The sequence below is a fragment of the Lewinella sp. LCG006 genome, assembly GCF_040784935.1.
Taxonomy (GTDB): Bacteria; Bacteroidota; Bacteroidia; order Chitinophagales; family Saprospiraceae; genus Lewinella.
Map to the genome: position 1 here is coordinate 2,745,504 of NZ_CP160680.1, position 19,944 is coordinate 2,765,447.

The following is a 19,944-nucleotide window of genomic DNA, read 5'->3' on the forward strand; positions in this document are numbered from 1 at the left end:
GGTTTTAATGGAGCGTTGGAAGGCAATTCAAAAGTGCCTTCCAACTGGTCGCATCCATCCTATAACACCATTTAAATTATAAAAAAAATACCAAAACCATGCTCACCTTAGTAAATGACCCAAAGATTCAACAAGTCCTCAGCCCGCCTAATGCTTCTCCCCACTGGGAGAAAGACCTTGATCGGTTGGTACAGGGGGATGTGACGCTCAATCGCCGTTCGGCGGGAGAAGATTCTATTCGCGCCTTTCAGCGCTTACTGATTTTTCTGGGGTATTCTACCTCTTCTACGGGGGCGTTTTCTATTGACGGCGATTTTGGTCGCGGCACGAACCGAGCCCTGGCCCAGTTTGAGTTTGATAACCAATTGGAGGGCTCGGCAATCACTCGTAAAACGCTTACCTATGATTGTTCCTGGCAGACCGCTAGCAAACTCATCAAGAGCATACCCGATGTATTACTGAATATCAAGACGCTGGAAAAAATGCTGGTGCTGGCAAAAGAAGCCATTGATACCAACAGGGTCAATTGTGGTGATTTTGATGAAGCTATCTTCCAGTTGAACGCCCTCCATGACAAAAAAGGGCTCACCTGCCGCGAGATCAATGATCGCTACGGTGCTGCTGCCGAGAAGGCGGCCAAGGAGGTGCAAGCCGAGAATGGGCGCATCGTTCTGCCCGAGTGGATTTTGGCCATTATTCGCCAGGAAACTGCTGGTGTAGTGCGCCCCCGGTTCGAACAACATTGGCTGTCGAAACTTGCTAAAAAACATGCCGATACAGACTTGGTGGAACTGCGCTACCAAGCGATGAGTTTTGGCCTGGGTCAGGTGATGGGCTTTAATTTTGCTCAGGTAGGTGCCAACTCCGCCAGAGACCTGTATACTTTGCCATTGGACAAGCAAATTGCTGCTATCGCTCGCTTCCTTACACTGAGTTCACGCGTGCGGCCAGCAGTACAGAAATCAAACCCTGGTGCGGCTGATTTTCAAGCGGTAGCACGGTATTATAATGGTTCAGGCTTTGCCGCTCATCATTACGATGAAAGTTTGGCCAGATGGTTCCGGGAGTTTAAGGTGTTGCGGGGGTAAAAGGTTATGACTTAGCTCGGAGGGGCATACACCCAGTCTCCATCAGGTCCGGTGTTCAGCCAATCCTGGTCGTAGGTCGTCAACAAGTCATAGAGGATTTCGGCAAAGGCTTTGTCGGTGGTGTCAATATTTCGGCGGGCCCAGAAATCGATGCCAGTATAGAAATAATGACCGGCGCTAGCGCCCAGTAATTTTTGGATATCATACCATACAGGAGGAGCGTATGTGCCGTCTGGTGTGTGAAAATTCTCGGGCCGGTCTCCTGTGGAAAGGGTTCCTCCGTTAGCGTAGAATTTCACCCGTGCTTCGAATAGTGCTGGATGTTTTTGCAAATGCAAAAGTGCGATATAGTACGATCGCGCCATGTCTCGCATATAGGTATTGTAAAAAGGCTGGGTGAGTTGGCGCAAGACAGGATTATTTTTCGCGGGAATAACCCTCGTTTTGGCCCAGGCCAGGAATGCTGGATTGTAGTAACCGAACTCGTCTGATTGAATATTGTAATCCTCAATATGGGGCCCTTTGAGAAAAACGGGAATCGGAGATAATGACTTCACCTTTTCCAGGCTCATGATCATTTTTAGTTGGGCATACATGCTTCTTACACCTTCCAAGCCCGACAAGGTGTTCCAATCGGTGCCTATTTTGTTTCTCTCCGGGTTGGCTTCCAGGTAAACCCCCGTTTTCCAACTGGCTTCAATCATTTCCGTGGTGGTGCGTTCAAAAGCTGCTTTGGCTTCATCCCGTTCGCGCTTCATTTTCATCACGTCTTCTATCCTAGCGGTCCAGCTTTGCTGGATAAAGTTCACTTCGGCGAGGTTGAGGCCATGCTTACCTTGTTCCAGTAAAACGGTTAAGACTTTGCCAGAATTTCCCGAAAGGATCAGGGAATTGAGGTCGGGAAAGGTTTGCTGGCTATGACACTCGTGCCAAAAATCCAAAAAGGCGGCTTTGTCTTCCTCGGGCGTTTCTGCCAGCATCTCGTTGACGAAAACGTTGTCTTTGTCCTCCAGTAGAAACAGTGAAGCATCGGCGACTTGCTTGATGATTTGTAGCAACTTGGGGTTACTGTCCCAGAGTCGGCTAAAGCTGGTGTTCAAATCTACCAATGAGCGTTCCTGGTCGCTCTGTTCTTTTTCGTAGCCTCTCGGACTGATTTCCGGGGCACGTGCACTGTCCATGACCGCTTTCCACAGTTCGCGTTGTAAACTGAGGTTTTCTTTACCAAAATCGTTGATCCACTGCTTACCTGTCGTCCAGGTATTGATGAGGGAATCGTGGATGAGTTCTTCATAGCGAATACCTGCCTCACCGCCGGTAGAGATCAGGTTGGCAGCGCGCAAGGCATCCAGAATTTCTTTGACGGCGTGGTTGTCTTCCGCGAAGCGCAGCTCATCAAACTGCTGGTCGCGGTATACCCTGCGGCGGGTGTATTCACCATCACTGAGGCTTACCATGCGCAGAAAGACATGGCGCAACAGTTCTTGCTTTGCGGTGGGAGGGGTATCCGTAGGTGATGTTTCTTCTGATGCTGGCTTAGCGCCGAAACCATCGTAAATGAGTTGCATCCGCTTGCTGAGGGCACCGCTCACGCCACCCAGTTCATCGCTATAGGAGGCGCGTTTGAAAAGGCGTTCGCTGGAAGTCGTATGCGTTACCATCTCTTGCATGGTGTACGACAGCAACGGCAGCGCACTAGGCAGGTAATTCAGATCTTCAAGAATGGCGTCGGTCAAGTCCCCTTCTTCATCTTGTGCAAATTCATAAGCAAACAAAGTAGCTGGATTCACGAGCGCGGATCTCAAATCATCCAATCCCAATGTAGCAAGGCGGTACAATTTGAAAAAACGATAGTAGGCTTGTTCCTTGTCCCAAAATTGTTTCCCAAATTCAGAAACCTCCAACTGCCATTCAAAATCAGAGCGCATGGAGATGATGATGTGTAACTGACCGGCAAGGGCCGCCTCCAGGAGTTCTTTGAGGTAGCTGTTGAGAGTGGCCTGTTCTTCCGTGCTACAAGTGTTAAAGAGCTCTTCAAACTGATCAATATAAAGCACCTGGGGTTTGGCTGCGTTCAGATAAAAAAGACGCTCACCAAAGAAGGAAGAAGACGGAATTTGATCCAATGACTTTGGCGGAACAAACCGAAAGGGATTGGTCTCATCGCTCATCACTTCTTCCCATTGCTGATGTTGGTACTTCTTCAATGACCAGGGGCGATCTCCAGGTCGGAATTGAAAAATTTCGTAGCCTGCCCGTTGGTAAGCGGGCAATAGCCCCGCCTTGACCAAAGAAGATTTGCCACTGCCCGATGGCCCGGAAAGCACCAGGAGGGTGGGGCTTTTTTGCTTTTCGTCCTCTTCGTTTTGGGCAGCAAGCCCCATGATTGACCGCAAATTTTCGACATCGCTGGTACGACCGAAGTAGTAATCGGCATCTTCAAGGTCGTATTGCTCCAGCCCCTTGTAGGGGTTCTTGCGCTTGCGTTCGTCCCAGTCGGGGCTGTTTTTGGGGTGCCTGGGGTCGCAGAAAATAAATTGCCCACCATCGTGTTTGCCCATCGGGAACAGGTCCGGATTTTGGGGCTTGAAGGCCTCCGCTTTACGAGTGCGTTGTTCCACTTCATCGTGCAAGTAGATGAATAACTCATGAGTGGTGAGGATGCCATCGCCAAGGTTTTTACCGGCGGGTTTGAAGTCGGGGCGGGCCTGACCACTGAGGGCAGCCACCAATGCCTCGGCAAAAGGAGAATTTTTACTGGTGGCTTCTCCTCTTTCACTAATCAGGTCTGCTGCTTTTTCGGCGGGGCCAGCACTGGCCAGTACCTGCCAGGCACGCTTCTCCTGGTAGCGGTTGAAGCGCTCCTTGCTCATCGGCCGCAAGCCCAGTCCCATGGTGGCGCGGGTACGACTGATGCGCCGAAAAGCCCCCGCAAAACAGCAGTCCATGATCGCCAAAGTGTGGTGGCATTCAAAGGCTTCCAGCTGCTCAAACAACCACTCCATCTTGATCAGTGTCTCATTTTTGGAGAGCTCGGCGATGGAGAAACTGACATCACTCGGCATCAGATAGCCCGCTGCGCCTGCACCGTCGATATCGCCCGCCAGGCCATGGCCGGCGTAGTAAAACAGGAGGCCGTCTTTGGGTTGGATACTGCCCCCTTGCTGAATGTTCTTCAGGAAAGTCTCCAATGCGGTCTTGGTGGGATCGTAGCAGGTGTGTACATTTTCCTCCGCGAATCCCTGGTAATTGATTAACGTTTCCTTGAGTGCTTCGGCATCCGCCTTGGGTGTTTGCAGATGAGCACCAATCTTATCATAGCGATTGATCGCAACGATGATGGCGTGGGCCTTGATGGCACCGGGAAGTTTGGTACGGGTTATTTTTTGAATGGGCATCTATACGAGGTGTTTCGTTCAACCACAAGATAGTGCTTTCGCAACAAGCTCATAGCTAGACGTTCTGTAAAAGTCTGAGAGAGATGCGGGCTGCTCACTACCGGCCTTCGGCCACTCCCCTCTAATCCCTGTACCCAGTACCATAGGCGCGCGAAGCGAGCCGTATCCCTGTACAGGCTTTTGCAAAAAGCCCAACTCAGTGCTTCTTCCCCTTCCTACGCTTTGATTTGCCTTTCTTGTTTAGGGCTAATGTTTCCTCCGTTGCTTGCAGGAGCTCTTTTATACCGTACTGGTCTTCTTCTGCCATCTTTAGCGTTTCGCGATAATCGGCCCGGTCGAGGTCAAGGATCCTGATTTCGTAACCAGTGTAGGCATGGATAGCCCGTAGTAGCTCTTTTTCTTCTGGTGCGCAAAAGGCGTAGGCGATGCCTCGCTGTTTAGCCCGCCCAGTACGGCCAATGCGATGAACGTACTGGTCGGCTTCCGTGGGCAAATCGTAGTTGATGACGTGGGTAATGTTGGAAATGTCGATACCGCGGGCACTCACATCGGTGGCAATCAGCAGGCGCTCTTCATCAGCATTAAAGGCGGCCAGGGTGGCCGTACGTTCTGATTGTTCGACATCGCCGTGCAGGATCAAGCTAGAGATTCCTACCCGCTCCATGGCTTTTTGTACGCGTTCTGCACGCACTTTCGTGCGAACAAAGACGAGCATTTTTCCGTCGGGGTTTTCTTTGAGGATGCGCTCCAGGAAAAAGCGTTTGTCATCCATTTCTACGAAGAGTACCGAGTGGTCAACGTTTTTGGAAACAGGGTCTTTGGGCGAAATTTGGATACGAATGGCTTGTTGGGTCAACGAGTGGGCCAAGGACTTGATATCTTCGTCGATGGTGGCTGAAAAGAAGAGGGTCTGTCGGCGTTTAGGCAACAGCCTCATCACATCCCGTACATCTTTAAGGAAGCCCAGGCCCAGCATTTGGTCGGCTTCGTCGATGATGAGTATCTCCACGCGTTCCAGGCGCAATGCTCCCTGGTGGCTAAGGTCAAACATCCGCCCTGGGGTAGTGATCAACACGTCTACGCCTTTGATAAGGGTAGCAATCTGGGGATCTTGTTCCACGCCACCGAGTAAGCCGTAGGTCTTTACGCCGGTATGTTTGCCCAGCTCTTCAAATACTTTGGTGATCTGTAAAGCCAGTTCTCGCGTAGGCACCATGACCAGGCACTTTATACCATCTTTCCGGCGTTGGCGTTCCTTGAGGCTCTGCAATTTCTGCAAAACGGGGATCGCAAAAGCAGCGGTCTTTCCGGTACCCGTTTGGGCCACAGCCAACACATCCGCCCCCTTGAGGATGAGCGGAATGGCCTTGAACTGAATATCGGTTGGTCGCTTATAAGCCAGCGCTTCGATATTCTTTTTAATCTCGGGAGAAAGGGGGTAGTCAGAAAATTTCATGGTACAAAGATAGATGCTTCGGGAGAAATATTTTTATACTTCTATGGTTAGGCTGTACAATCTGATGGTAAAGGAGTGAGACGCTTATAGGCCTGTGTTCACGACCCACCCTCTAACTCCCTGCCCTAGTGATGGAGGGAGGACTTGACGTACCTAAAATATTGATTATGAAATAATTTCAGTCATACACGAAAGCCCCTCGCCTGCTAGGGAGGGGTTGGGGTGGGTCGTGAACTCAAGCTGAAAACCGTAACGTGTATAACACGCCAGATTGATCAGCCTACTTCTATGGCTCTCGACTAATGCCGACGCCGAAGGGATGCGCGTGGCAAAAATCCAACTTACTGCCGCACAACCGTCAGCTTGAGCGTCCGTGCATCCCAATCATCGGTGGAACCGGCGCGTTTCAGTCGGCCCATACTTTTGTCGGCATCAAGGCCGGATTGTACGAGCAGCTCTTTGTCGAAAAGCTGTTTTTGGGTCACCAAAAGTTTCAGTTGCAGGATGCCCTCTGCTTCGGTTCCTTCCATGGAGAAGGGGGTCAGTTCAAGAAGATCCGTTCCTTGCTCATCGGTTTTCTTACTCAGTTCTTTATCAAGTACGAAGTCAATGGCGGCATTGTTTTTAAAATCGTAGAGATAATAAAAACGGTTTTCTTTGTTGCTGTAAAGGCGTAGGCCAAAAAGAACCGTATCGCTATCTACCTCCAAGCCCATTTCTTCTGCATTGTCCGGTGTGATGAAGCTTTCAGGAGGTAACTGAAGGCGTACTGGAAACTCCTCAAACTTCTTCGCGTTTTTGTATATCTCGGTCATGTTCAAACCATCACCTTCAAAAATATCAACCTTGCCAGTTGCTACCCATTGGGCGTAGTCCAGGACAAACAACTCCAGCTTGAAGTCCTCTTTTATTTTTGAGGCTTCATTTTTGAGGGCTAAAAGCCTGGTCCAACGCGCGATTTTGCGAAGGTGGGCCTTCATCATTTCTACGATGGTTTGTTCGGTCACCTCCTGACTGATGGAGAGGGGAGCAGGTGTCCAGGCACGATTTTGTGCGAGGTCCCAGATTTGGTATCCCTGGTCATTGATCACAATGCGAACGCTGGCGAGTTGTATTTCTTCAGGACGGGCCGCAATAAGGATATTGGTTTTCGTAAGATCCTGATCTCGTTCGTGCATGACTTCCGTCCAATTTTTTCGCAAAGGGGCCGTCGCCTCCGGAGTGCCATCGAGATGAACGTAGAAAGGTTCTTCAGGTAACTGAAAAATTTCCGCAATGTAGGGCTCCTTGGCCAGGTCGTCTTGCTTGTTGGAGGCCGCCTTGATGGTCTCTAATTTGCCGTCTAGATCTTCCAGTAGTTCCAGCTCACTTGCTTGTACGCCTACTTTTTTGACCAAGGCGAAGCCGAGAAATTCCTTGCCGTTTTTCTTGTACACTTTTACGATGATCTCCTGGGGAGCACCTTCGGGCAATTCCGAGGCATCCACCTTGGTCGGTAAGCCATGGATGGCTCCGCAGCGAATCAGCCACTTGTCTTTGTTGGGTACCACTTCGTATTCGCGAGCATTGCCCAGCGACCAACCTTCGAGGAAGGCCGTATGCGGATTGAAGCCGGCAATGGGCTCAAACTGTGGGCTCTGCGCATTGCGCTTGGAGCGTGCCAGGGAGCGGGTTTGTTTGTATAAATCTGCATAATTCAGGGTGCCTACTTCATCGGCGGTAGCGGCTGTTGCCAATGCACTGACCAGGCTGCTGCTGAACACACCGCCGCCTGGTAAATCGCCGGCTTTCTCTACATTGGAGCAAGCAGAGAGCAAGACGTGCCGGGATTGAGGAATACGTAATATCCCATTTTGCGCTTTTTGCTTGCTGTAGTAATTGTTGTAATAAGTGTCTAGCGGGCGGACGCTCTGGCTGGTGACGCCATCGCCCCGCAGGAAATCAAAATGGCGCGACTTGAATCCGGCAGGTTCCTGAAAATCGCGCGTACCCGAGCCGGAGTGGCAGCAATCCAACGAGACGACGATATGAGGAATAGCCCCCTCCTTGGTAGGTACGCTCTTGTAAAGCGTATCAATCATGGCTGCCAGTTCCTTATCGGCCAGGAAGATGCCATTTTGGGTGCCTCCGGGGTTATAGCATACCAGGCTTTGGTCTTTACCATTGGGTTCCAGCGAAGGCAAGGCATTGCCATTCGTATCGACGGGTTTGGCAAATTCGGCTGCGGTAAACTGCTCGGTGCCGTGGCCACTAAAGTGGAACCAGAAAGTATCATCGGCCGTGCCGCCGCCATTGATGAGGTGATCATCGAACGCACTGATAATATTGGCGTAGGTAGCCTTGGCATTGGTGAGCATACGAAGGTGAAGGCGACCGTGGTTTTCGCTGGTATCGACCGATGCTTTGGCTTCGATCAGTTTGATGGCCTTCTTTTTGCCGAATTTTTCGCGCAGATAGTTGGCCGTGAGGTTGACATCATTGACACAGCCTCCCAGCTTGGTGACGGTGCCCTGGTAATCGTTGATCCCTACGAGAAGGGCGAAAATGCGGGCTTGTGCGCCGTTTTTACTGCGTGGGGTGGTGGGGAATGGTCTTGGGTTGCCCTCTTTGGGTTCTTCGTTCGTTTGTGGTGGTTTTTTTTCGCCGTCAGCCATGATATAGGTTTGTATGGTTAATTATATCGATTTCAAGGGCAAGCGAAGGGTTATCTTCGTTCCACATGCGTGTCCTTGGTGGTCTTTCTTGTCTTCTATTTGTAAAGCGGGACCTTTGACGCTTCCCAATGCCTTCAGTCGCTGCCGGGTAATGTCCATTCCCCTCGATTTTTGTTGCAAATGAGCGTTGACTTTTCGGAGCTGAGCAGCTTCTCTTCCGATCCCATTGTCCTCGATGATGCACACCAGTACGTTTTGCTCTTTGGTAATCAGGATGCTGATGGTGCCTCCTTCTTCCTTAGGTTTGATCCCGTGCCATATTGCATTTTCTACGTAAGGTTGTAAAATCATGGCAGGTATGGCAATGGTACTTTTATCGAGCGTTTCTTCACATTCAATGGAGAAGCTAAGTTTGTCGCTGAACCTTAGCTGCTCCAGCATCAGAAAATGCTTGAGTGTTTTCAACTCCTGCTCTAAACTCACGATACTATCGACGGCACTATTCAAAATTTGTCGCGTAAGCCGAGAGAAATGAACGAGATATTTAGAAGCTTGACGCCTTTCACCCTGGTTGACCAAATGCTCGATTGCATTCAGGCTGTTAGAGATGAAATGAGGATTGATCTGTGCACGAAAAGCTGACATTTCGGCTCTCAACCTACGGTTTTGTAAACGCTGAAGGAAGAGGATAAAGAGTATGCCTACCAGGAGCAAAATAGCCAGACCTATGTTTCTTTGGTTTCTTTGCTTGATGTTCTCCTGGATGGTGAGGTCACGTTGTTCCACCTTATTAATTCGCTGATAAGCTGCCTTGGCGTTGGCGGTCAGGGTATCTACGACCCCTTGGTAGTGTTTGTTGACAAATTCTGAGTAGGATTCCTTCAGGGCGGCGTGATGAATGCCATCACCGTAATCGTACATCGTAGAGATGTTCGCACAGATATTGTTCATTACGCCAATTGCCCCTTCTCGCTGTGCCCGTTCCATCGCCAAGCTAAAATAATGAATAGAAGAATCGGCATGGTTTTCTATATCCAGTGAGTACCAACTATGTTGGAACAAAGTGCCCAGTAAGTCGTATGATCGGTAAGTGTTGTCGTCTGGCAGGGTAAGGCTCTTTTGCAAAAGATTTCGCGCCTGGTTGAAGTATTCCGTGCTTTGGTCTTTAGCAAATTTCTTGATGTACAAGTAAGCCTTTTTTTGATATGCTTTTACCAAAAGTCTTAAGTCATTATTCCGCTCTCCATAATCTACACAAAATGACAGTAGCGTATCTGCTTTTGCATATTGTCCTAGATGGGTATAAAAGACCCCCCAGTCTAGCCATAATCGGGTGCGGTTTTCCCAGTTTCCCAGCTCCTGAAAAAGACTGTCGCTTTGTTGATAATAAGCTGCTTCCTGCAGGGAGTCTGCCCAAGAACAAGTAATAGCGAGATTGTTAAGGATCATCGCATGATTCTTCTTGACCAAGGCTGGGTCCAGTGCTAGCTGATCTACCATCTCCAAAGCCTTCAAAAGATAAACGCGAGCCGAGTCTTGTTCTCCCTGTCGGATGTACAAATAGCCAAGTAAATTATTAATATCAGCCTCCCAATAAGATCCCTCTTGATTGGCCAATAAGCGTTTACTGATCAAGGCATCTACCATAGCATCCTCGATGTCTTCTCCAAATTGGGCGCGTTTTCCTTTGCTCCAGGCGAGCCTGTTGGCGCTGATGCCACGTTGAATATTCCAATTGTTTTCGGTAGAAATATCGTAGGCCAACTGCGCATAAAACAAGGTGGCCTCTTCGTCGTAGTTTTTCACCCATTCGGCAAAATGCAGGAGACTATCCACTTGCTGGCTTGGGCTTTCCATCGCCATGATCCGGTGCAGCACCGTACTGGTATCCGCATAAGCTTTTAATTCCTTTTCCGTCAGCTGCCGCAGTCGCTGAGGCTCAAAATCACCACCCCGGTACTGCCCGCAACTGTAGAGCAACAACAGCAATAGTATCCCTAAAAAGGGTTTTGATGAAAAAAGGGTTTTCAACATGCGGCCTGCGGTTTAGAAATAAGTGATGCTGAAGATTCACTCATTTCATTAATTGGATCTGTAAAGTCTATTGGGATTAAAGATAGTGAATTACTGTACTTGTAAATTTAGGGAAGCAGCGGGAAGGGAGCAAAGACAAATTTTTAATAAAATAAGAGGGGATAAAAGGTTTTGGGGGTGTTATGTATTGATTAATAGTGTTTTGTGGTCATTTTAATAAGGATGTTTTTTCTGTTTTGTCCAGCTTGTCTATTGATTACAACTGGATATGTCATTCGTATTTAAGCTTTCCAGACGCGCCCAAAAAATACCGATCAAATATATTCGAAGGGGTAAGCCAATGTTGTAGTACACCTGCATTCGTCAAAGTTAGGAAACTCTTTTCGTCAGGATGAAAAGCCAAAGCCTTTACAGGGTGGTCCATTGTCAATTCCCACAATAATTCTCCTTTTCTATTCCAAAGTCTGATTTTCCGTTTGTCATCAGCAGTGAGTATCAGCCTAGCAGTTGGCGAGATGGAAACAAGGCTGATTTTGTCTTCGTGTGAATAGGATTGAATAAAGTCTTTTTTTCTGACATCTAATAAATTAGCTTTTTCGTCGTAGGCGATCAAAAGATAATTATGATCCCTGCTGCTTACGGATATACCTTGAGGTTTCTTTTTTTGGTAAAGAAGAGATCGATTCTCTTTATAGTCAAAAATAGTTGACCACTCCTCAGAATAATGGTAAATATTTCTTTGTTCTTCCGTGTAAAACAATTCAGGAGAAAGCCATTTAAAAACAGCTCCCGTTGTAGATATTTGAAGAACTGTTTCTTTTAATGGGGTTCCATTAATTGCATATTCTATACCATCCGAAACGTCGAGGATGGTCCCTTTTGATGTAAAGGTAGGAAGATTCAAACCTTGCTTGATATAGGGCTGGTTCGTTGATAAATAGCCAACAGAATAGGGTTGAATATGCCCAACTTCTTTACCGCTCCAAGTTGCTATTGTTTGTACTTCATTAATGCTATTAGGATAATATGCTACGAGGAGTAAATGTTGATTATTGAAAGCTTTGATGTGTTGATCAAGATACGTCACCCTGCCGGATTCCGTTGCTATCCATAAGCCTTTGTCTGAACGGTAACTACTTCCCCAAAAAACTAGCTTGGTTCCATCTGGCGAGTATTTCATCTTATCGAAGTTTTCCGGTATTTTCCTCAACCAATTTCTTTTCAAGAGACCTTCCTGGCCCCAGGTGTAGTTGTCTACCTCACCATTGTTGTAATGAATACTTACCTCCTGCTTAGTCGGTGAAAACAAAACCTCCTGAGCAGTGCCATAAAACTGGTGGTCGTCTGCTATGAGACTCATAATTATCCACTTCTGAGTGTTTAAATCAAACACCTTATAAAGCAATCCATCGGAAGAAAATGTGCCGTTTAAAAGTTTAGCTTCTCCCCAATAATGATGATAAGTATCATTTTGACTAATGGCCTTTTGCCTGTAAAAAACGGTGCTTTTTTTCCGTAACTCATTTTTAATAATGAGTTTATCCTGAAAATAATAGGCGATGGATGCTCCGTCAGGTGACGGCTTCATAGCAATTACCGAATCTTCAAATACCAGATTACGATATTCACTTGACAGGACATAAGGACTTGGTCGATAGACCACTTTTTTGCGCTGTTTTTCCAGGTTGGTTAAAGTTGCCCAAATTTTGACAACATGCTGCTGGTTTTTACTTATCGTTAGTAAACGGTCACCTTTCAAAAACTGGTTCCAATAATAGCTGCGTTCTTGCGGATCCAACTGCATTATGACTTTCCCTTCAAAATCATAGATTACTCCTTTTGAATTTACGATTTGTCTCAAGCGCTTATGAATAGCAATTTCCCTTTCAGGAATGGGGTCTGTGATCCTGGAGTCCAGTCGAAAAGATTGCCCCCGATCATTGACCATATCAATATAACCACCATAAGAATCTGAACTATTTACATAAACCTCATGATTAGAGAGGAACGTAGCATGGCAATGGTCTTCTCCTACACCGGTATCCCCATACTTAAGGTCGTTGTGATCATCGGGATGTAATTTATAAATTACTGGCCCGGAAAGGGATTGACCTGCTCCTCCTACATCCATAAATGTTACCGCTTTTTGGCCATCCGGCGAAAAGTCAGCAACGTTTCCGAGTCGGCGAGTAGAATTCAATACGACAGGATCACTGTTTAAATCTTTATATAACAGCACTTCTTCCATCGTAGTACAAATCAATTGCTGTTCATTGGGAGTAAATGATAAGGATGCATTTTGTGGAAGTACGAGCTCCCTTTGTTTGCCAAAGCGCTGAAACCAAATCACATTTTGTTGGTTAGTCGATTGCGCTTCAGGGGTCTGCTGCAAATGGATCAGGTATTGGTTTGCAAAAGCACTGATTTGACCGCTCTGGACATTTTTGATACGCTTCTCTTCATAAACAGCTCCCGCTAGACCTCTAAGTGCAAGAAGGTCATTAGCATAAGTAAGCATAACGGGTTCTTTTGTTGCAAACACTACCCATTCATAGGGAGCTCGTCGTTCGAGTTGTCCACCCAAACTCCAGTATTCTATTACGTGTCCTGTACTATTGGAAGTGTAATCAATACCTCGATAAATCATTATAGTATCTTGGCTTATAAACTGAGCTTTTCTAACCGGGCTACTTCCTAATTTGATGGTATCAAAAGTTTCCAAATTCCATAACAAAACAGTACCACCTTCTAGTATTAGCAAGATATGTTGTCCATGCCTACTAAAAACTGCATCGATTAGCGGCGCAGGTGTTTTTAGGGTATGCACAGGTGAAGTATTATCTCGTTGATTTAGCTCCCAAAGATATATTTTCCCAATAGAGGTATAAGTAATTAACAGGTCTTCACTATCGGATACAAACATATTTTCAACAACACCTTGGTGGACCATTTCACGGAAAGGGAAATAATTAGGTTTCGCCCAAAGTTGCTGAAAACTTTGTCCGATAACTTGTTGTGTGTTATTTGATACAGGGCCGGGAAACCGGGAATAACTTAAGAATCCCAACTGTAAAGCCTTTGCATAGTAGGCTCCATCATAAGCTATTTTTGCTTCTAAGCCCATTCGGTTGGCTTCGGATAAGCTCAGTTGAAATTCAGCAAACGCTCGTTGTTCCCTGGCCACTTGAGCACTATCTCTTGCTGCTTGTGCATTAAAATTGGCAATTTCTCGCTGCTCTTTTGCTACTTTAGCACTGTCTTGTGCTTCCTGGGTTTTCTTCTCTGCTCGCCGAGCTTCTTTAGTGGCTCTTTCGGCTTGAAGAATAGCTTCTTTTTGTTGTGTAAAAGCATAGCTTGTCAAGCTTGCCAAACCTATTATTACTGCAATAGCGATAGTCCAGCTAATCCGTTTGCGTCTGGTCTGTCGCTGTACGCTATTACGAACAAAACTTTCCTCTCGGGCATTCAGGCCGTTGTCTTTTTCTGCCAGTTCTACCCGCAATAAATCTAATCTCGGATTACTATTCCAAAGTAAGTTCTTGGCTTTATGGGGTTGTGTTTTTAATAGACTGTAGTAATCATTCACCGCCTGACTCAGTTTGTATTGCAGTGTTATTTTTTCTTCTCCAATGGTTTTTATCCACTCCCACAAGCGGGCCCAGGCACGCACGAGGGCATCATGGGCGGGTTCAATGTAAGGCCTGCCTTGTGGGTCAGTGCCTTTTGACAATAACCGCGCATTGACCAATTGATCAGCAATCGTGGCCAGTCGCTGGCTTTCTTTCGTATTACTAAATTGCAGCTCTTCAGTGTACACCCGCTTGCCGGCCAGTTCACCACCTTCCAGCGACACCATCCTCAGCATCAGCTTGCGCATACTGCTCTGCTCATCAGTGTTTAATGCCTTGTATTCGGCATCGGCACGGGTACGTAGGGCACCGATAACACCACCGAGTTGCTGATAATCTTCCTCTGCTAAAGAGCGATCCTGTCGGCCACTTTTCAGGTAAGCATGGTACAATTCACTAAGCGTAAAAGAAAGCAGCGGTAAAGCACCTGGTGCCTGGCTTACTTCCTCGCTCAACTGTTCGACCAAATCTTCCGGTTCGTAGAAAAGGACCGCTTGCGCAGCAGGTTTGGTGATGATTTCCCGGATCTCTTCCAGGCTGAAAGCTGGAACAATATACCGCCCCTCTTGCCACCAAGTAACCAGTACTTCGCTTTCGAATTGGGGCTCAAAATCGGAGCGGATACTGAGTATGATTCGTAATTCAGGATACTGCCTGAGCCAACTGGCTAGCTGTTGTTCAAAGGTCTGCCTATCTTCCTGCTTTAAGCACTGGGTAATCAATTCTTCGTATTGATCAATGACCACAACGGTAGGGCCATTGGCTAATTGCTGGACAGGATCAGAGAGTTCGTTGGCCAGGGTTTGCATCGGTTCTTTACCGGGCCTGATAATGGGCAAGACGATATAGCCTTGGTTACGCAACTGCGGTAAAACGCCCGCTTTGATCACGGAGGATTTGCCTGTTCCTGAAGCTCCACTCACAACTGTTAAGGCGTTCCGTTCTACTTTTTGCAGTAGTGCCTCTATGGCACGGTCGCGGCCGTAAAAGAGATTGGCATCTTCCTCATTGTAAGAAGCCAAACCCATGAAAGGGTTGCGATCGGGCGTAGGAGGTAGGTTGAAACGGTGATTGGGGTGGAGAAAAATAAACTCCCCCTTGTCGTGCCGCTTTAAGTTGAAGATAGCAGGGCTTTGCCGCTTAGCGTTCTCGGTGGTAGCGTTTTCTACGGTGTTCCGTAAATAAGCGTACAACTCCGTTGCGGTAATGATCCCATCGCCAGTGCCGGCAGGGATGATGTCGGCATCGCCAGCCAGTGCTTTGAGCAACGATGCTGCAAAGGGAGAATGCTTGCTTTTACCTTCTTCGCGCAGCCCCAGGCTCTGGTTGGTAAGAATATCCACGGCCTTCTGATCGTGCGCCGAGGAGGTGATCACCTGCCAGGCCGGGTCTTTACAATAGCGCCAGAAGCGTTCTTCGTAGATGACTTTGGGTAGATCAAAGATCACATCCCGAAAACCGGAGGACCACTTGAAGGCACCGGAGAAACAACAATCCAGGATCAGCAAGCCATGCCGACAGAGCAATCCCGTGAGTGCATCGTGCAACACCTGCATAGGAATCAGGGTATTCTCTTGCCCGGGGCGGGTATCGGCCGCCACGAGGTAGCCATTGGGGCCTTCTTCGCCATCCAGCGCGATGCCGTGGCCGGCAAAGTAAAAGAGGACGCGGTCGTCAGGCCCCACCAGCTTGGGAATATCTTCTGTCAGTAGCTTGCGCAACGACTGATGGGTAGCATTAAGCAAAGGCGTATGCACGGTGAAGTTATGCTGGTCGGCGAGTCGCTCAGCGAGTACCCTGGCATCATTCACCGCCGTACTCAGCGGGCTGAGGTGCTGGTAGTCATTGATGCCCACAATGAAGGCATGACTGGTGGTGAAGGGTAGCTGGATGGTGCTCGCTTTCATAATGGGTTTAATAGTTAATAACCAACACCGTATTTTAATCTGTCCATTCCATTAAGTTGATGTATACCCTCAGCATTTACTTTGTTCAAAATGCTTACGGGGTCAATATCTAAGAGCCTGACTGCATGGAAGGGAAAGGTTTGTTCTTTTTCCCTGTCTTCTTCCCAAAGGCAAAGGGTTTTTCCATCGGCTAAGATCTGCGTTTTGCCGCCAAAATTTGTGCTGTAAAAATTATAACCTCGCCAATCCCAAAATTTAATTTCGCCTAAAGAAGAACTGACGATAAACCTCCGATTAGGATCAAAGGATACACTGTAGGGTTTTTCCAGATGGCCTTTTAAAACCAGCTTTTTGCCACTGACCAAACTGATAACATGAATATCGTTATTGCTTTTTTCAAATGTGACTTTATACTTTTCTTCTCCGCTTTCTGTAGGGAAAGTGTATTCGTCCGTTTTGAAAAATTCGAGGTAATTGTTTAAATCAATGATGGTCCCTTGGTTAGACTTAATGATGTGGTCTTTTTGTGAGAATACCCAGGATCGATTTCCTTCAGGATCAATTGGGTTCCCTTTATTGTCTCTTCTTTCAGCAGTAATATCTATACGCGTATCATCAAGAGAAGCACCGTATTCTGCCCAAATAAAGATAAATTCACTCCCTTGTGGGTTGGCATATATCCGGTGAATGATCTTGTCGAAGATATTACCGCTGTCGTCAGCTATCGTCGTTATTTTATTATCCAGGTTCCAGGAGTAATATTCCCCACTCAGGGATTGCCCTATGATACGATTGTCATTTCCTTGGAAAACCGCCCAACGTATTGAGGCTGGGCCTGACAAGGCACGAGCGAACTTTAGCTTGCAATCTTTTAGGACATTTAGTAGCTCTACCCGATTATCATTGGGCACCAATACTTGGCGGCTGTTGTGTGAAAAAGCACGTGGATAAAACCTCATCCCCTTATTCCGGTCTCCACGATGATCCAAAACATAGCTATTAAAATATAAGTGGTTTTCTATATTATCGATTGGGCACCCTTGGCCTAGAATTGAAATAGTATATTCATTGTATCCTTCTATATTTGGAGGCATACCCATTAATAGATACTTCGCATCGGGAGAAATGGTACTGGGGTTTTGCTCTTGAGGTATTTTAGAAAAACCTCTAATAAGATTGGCAAGCTCACCAGCGTTCGTTGCTAGTATTTCTCGATTATTCTCCACGCTTGAGTTATCTGGTGTAAGAGGAGTATTCATAGTGTAGAAATACTCCGTTGAAGGGAAATCTTCCCGGTAATAAGCGGTCAACAAAGCCCCAAGCGCGTTGGTGTTGGTGGAGTCGTACTTCAAAGCCAATTCAGCGATACGAAGCGCGGCTGTAGGATCTGTTTGTTCCGCCAAGATGGAACGGCTAGCCAAACTGTTCGAAATAGCTTTGGCTGCCTCTTCATTGGCTCGTAGTCGTTGTCTGGCTGCTACTTTTGCACTGTCTTGGACTTCTTTGGTTTTTGCTTCGGCTAATTTAGTTTGATCTTTGGCGATGCCTTCATTTCTAATTGCTTCTTGGCGCTGATTATTGGCAAACAAAAACAGTATCAGTAATCCAGCCATCACACCTATCGCAATACCCCAACTCGTCCGCTGGCGGGCTGTTCGTCTTTTGATACTGTCGCGGACGAATATTTCTTCTTGCGCATTTAGGTTATGGTTTTTAGTACTCAATGCTGCTTTGAGTAAATCCAGGCGAGGATTGTTTGTCCAGAGCAGATTGCGTGCTTTTTTAGGTTCCTTAGCCGCGAGTTCCTTATAGTCGTTGACGGCCTGACTGAGCTTATATTGGAGGGTGATGTTTTCCTCACCGGTAGTTTTCACCCACTCCCACAACCGCCCCCAGGCGCGTACCAGGGCATCGTGGGCGGGCTCAATGTAAGCGCGCCCTTGCCCATCGGTGCCTTGTAGCAGTAGGCGTGCGTCCACTAAGCGCCGGGCAATCGTTTGCAGGCGAGCGGTTTCATTAGTGTCATTAAACTGAAGCTCCTCGCTGTACACCCGCTTGCCGGCCAGCTCGCCACCTTCCAGCGATACCATCCTCAGCATCAGCTTGCGCATACTGCTTTGCTCATCGGGGTTGAGCGATTCGTACTCGGCATCAGCACGGGTACGCAAGGCACCGATAACGCCACCTAGCTTGAGATAATCTTCTTGGGCCAATGCGCGATCTACCCGGCCACTTTTCAGGTAGGCATGGTACAATTCACTCAAGGTGAAAGAAAGCAAGGGCAAAGCCCCAGGAGCCTGGCTTACCTCTTCGCTAAGCTGCTCCACCAGATCTTCCGGTTCGTAAAAAAGTACGGCTTGGGCGGCCGGCCGGGTAATAACCTCCCGTATTTCTTCCAAACTAAAAACGGGAACCACATAACGCCCCTTGGCCCACCAGGGAGCCAGCACTTCACTCTCGAACTGGGGTTCAAAATCTGAACGGACACTCAGGATGATATCCAACGCTGGGTATTGTTGCAACCACTGGGCGATTTGTTTCTCAAAGGCCACGCGTTCTTCCTTATTCAAGCATTGTGTGATCAGCTCTTCATACTGGTCGATGACCAATACAGGGGCACCATTTTTGAGCTGCTGCTCCATATCGGGCAGCTCGGTGGCAATGGTCTGCATGGGTTCCTTGCCGGGACGGATAATTGGGAGAATCGTACGCCCAGCTTTACGCAATTGAGGGAGAACCCCAGCCTTGATGACGGAACTTTTGCCGGTGCCAGAAGCACCACTGACCACGGTGAAGGAATTCGCTTTCACCTTTTCCAGGAGTGCTGCCACCACCCGGTCGCGGCCGTAAAAGAGATTGGCATCTTCCTCATTGTAAGAAGCCAAACCCATAAAAGGGTTGCGATCCGGCGTAGGAGGTAGGTTGAAACGGTGATTGGGGTGGAGAAAAATAAACTCCCCCTTGTCGTGCCGCTTGAGGTTGAAGATAGCAGGGCTTTGCCGCTTAGCGTTTTCGGTGGTAGCGTTTTCTACGGTGTTCCGTAAATAAGCGTACAACTCCGTTGCGGTAATGATCCCATCGCCAGTGCCGGCAGGGATGATGTCGGCATCGCCAGCCAGTGCTTTGAGCAACGATGCTGCAAAGGGAGAATGCTTGCTTTTACCTTCTTCGCGCAGCCCCAGGCTCTGGTTGGTAAGAATATCCACGGCTTTCTGATCGTGCGCCGAGGAGGTGATCACCTGCCAGGCCGGGTCTTTACAATAGCGCCAGAAGCGTTCTTCATAGATGACTTTGGGCAAATCAAAGATCACATCCCGAAAACCGGAGGACCACTTGAAGGCACCGGAGAAACAACAATCCAGGATCAGCAAGCCATGCCGACAGGGCAATCCCGTGAGTGCATCGTGCAGCACCTGCATAGGAATCAGGGTATTCTCTTGCCCGGGGCGGGTATCGGCCGCCACGAGGTAGCCGTTGGGGCCTTCTTCGCCATCCAGCGCGATGCCGTGGCCGGCAAAGTAGAAGAGGACGCGGTCGTCAGGCCCCACCAGCTTGGGGATATCTTCTGTCAGTAGCTTGCGCAACGACTGATGGGTAGCATTAAGCAAAGGCGTATGCACGGTGAAGTTATGCTGGTCGGCGAGTCGCTCAGCGAGTACCCTGGCATCATTCACCGCCGTACTCAGCGGACTGAGGTGCTGGTAATCATTGATGCCCACGATGAAGGCGTGACTGGTGCTGAAGGGAAGTTGGATAGGGGGTTCGGTGGACATAATGA

Annotated in this window: 7 protein-coding genes; 1 reads left to right on the forward strand and 6 read right to left on the reverse strand. The window is 48.0% G+C overall.

The features are described 5' to 3' along the window. Positions 1-98 precede the first annotated feature (98 nt). A complete protein-coding gene (locus tag AB0L18_RS09750; protein WP_367392398.1) occupies positions 99-1,088 on the forward strand; it encodes an N-acetylmuramidase domain-containing protein in 990 nt (329 codons plus the stop codon). Between the two features lie 11 nt (positions 1,089-1,099). Here AB0L18_RS09750 and AB0L18_RS09755 read toward each other — a convergent pair whose 3' ends face one another. The 6 genes from AB0L18_RS09755 to AB0L18_RS09780 form a co-directional block, all read right to left on the reverse strand. Then, positions 1,100-4,486 carry a caspase domain-containing protein gene (locus tag AB0L18_RS09755; protein ID WP_367392399.1) on the reverse strand — a complete coding sequence of 1,129 codons (3,387 nt, stop codon included), beginning with the start codon at positions 4,484-4,486 and terminating at the stop codon, positions 1,100-1,102. 196 nt (positions 4,487-4,682) lie between these two features. Then, a complete protein-coding gene (locus AB0L18_RS09760) occupies positions 4,683-5,942 on the reverse strand; it encodes a DEAD/DEAH box helicase (protein WP_367392400.1) in 1,260 nt (419 codons plus the stop codon). A 341-nt stretch (positions 5,943-6,283) separates the two neighbouring features. Then, positions 6,284-8,596: a caspase domain-containing protein gene (locus AB0L18_RS09765; RefSeq protein WP_367392401.1), complete on the reverse strand. Its 2,313-nt coding sequence runs from the start codon at positions 8,594-8,596 to the stop codon at positions 6,284-6,286. Between the two features lie 21 nt (positions 8,597-8,617). After that, entirely contained in the window at positions 8,618-10,630 is a 2,013-nt protein-coding gene (locus tag AB0L18_RS09770; protein ID WP_367392402.1) for a histidine kinase, read from the reverse strand. A 271-nt stretch (positions 10,631-10,901) separates the two neighbouring features. After that, a complete protein-coding gene (locus AB0L18_RS09775; protein ID WP_367392403.1) occupies positions 10,902-16,166 on the reverse strand; it encodes a caspase family protein in 5,265 nt (1,754 codons plus the stop codon). 14 nt (positions 16,167-16,180) lie between these two features. Continuing rightward, positions 16,181-19,939: a caspase family protein gene (locus AB0L18_RS09780; protein WP_367392404.1), complete on the reverse strand. Its 3,759-nt coding sequence runs from the start codon at positions 19,937-19,939 to the stop codon at positions 16,181-16,183. Positions 19,940-19,944 lie beyond the last annotated feature (5 nt).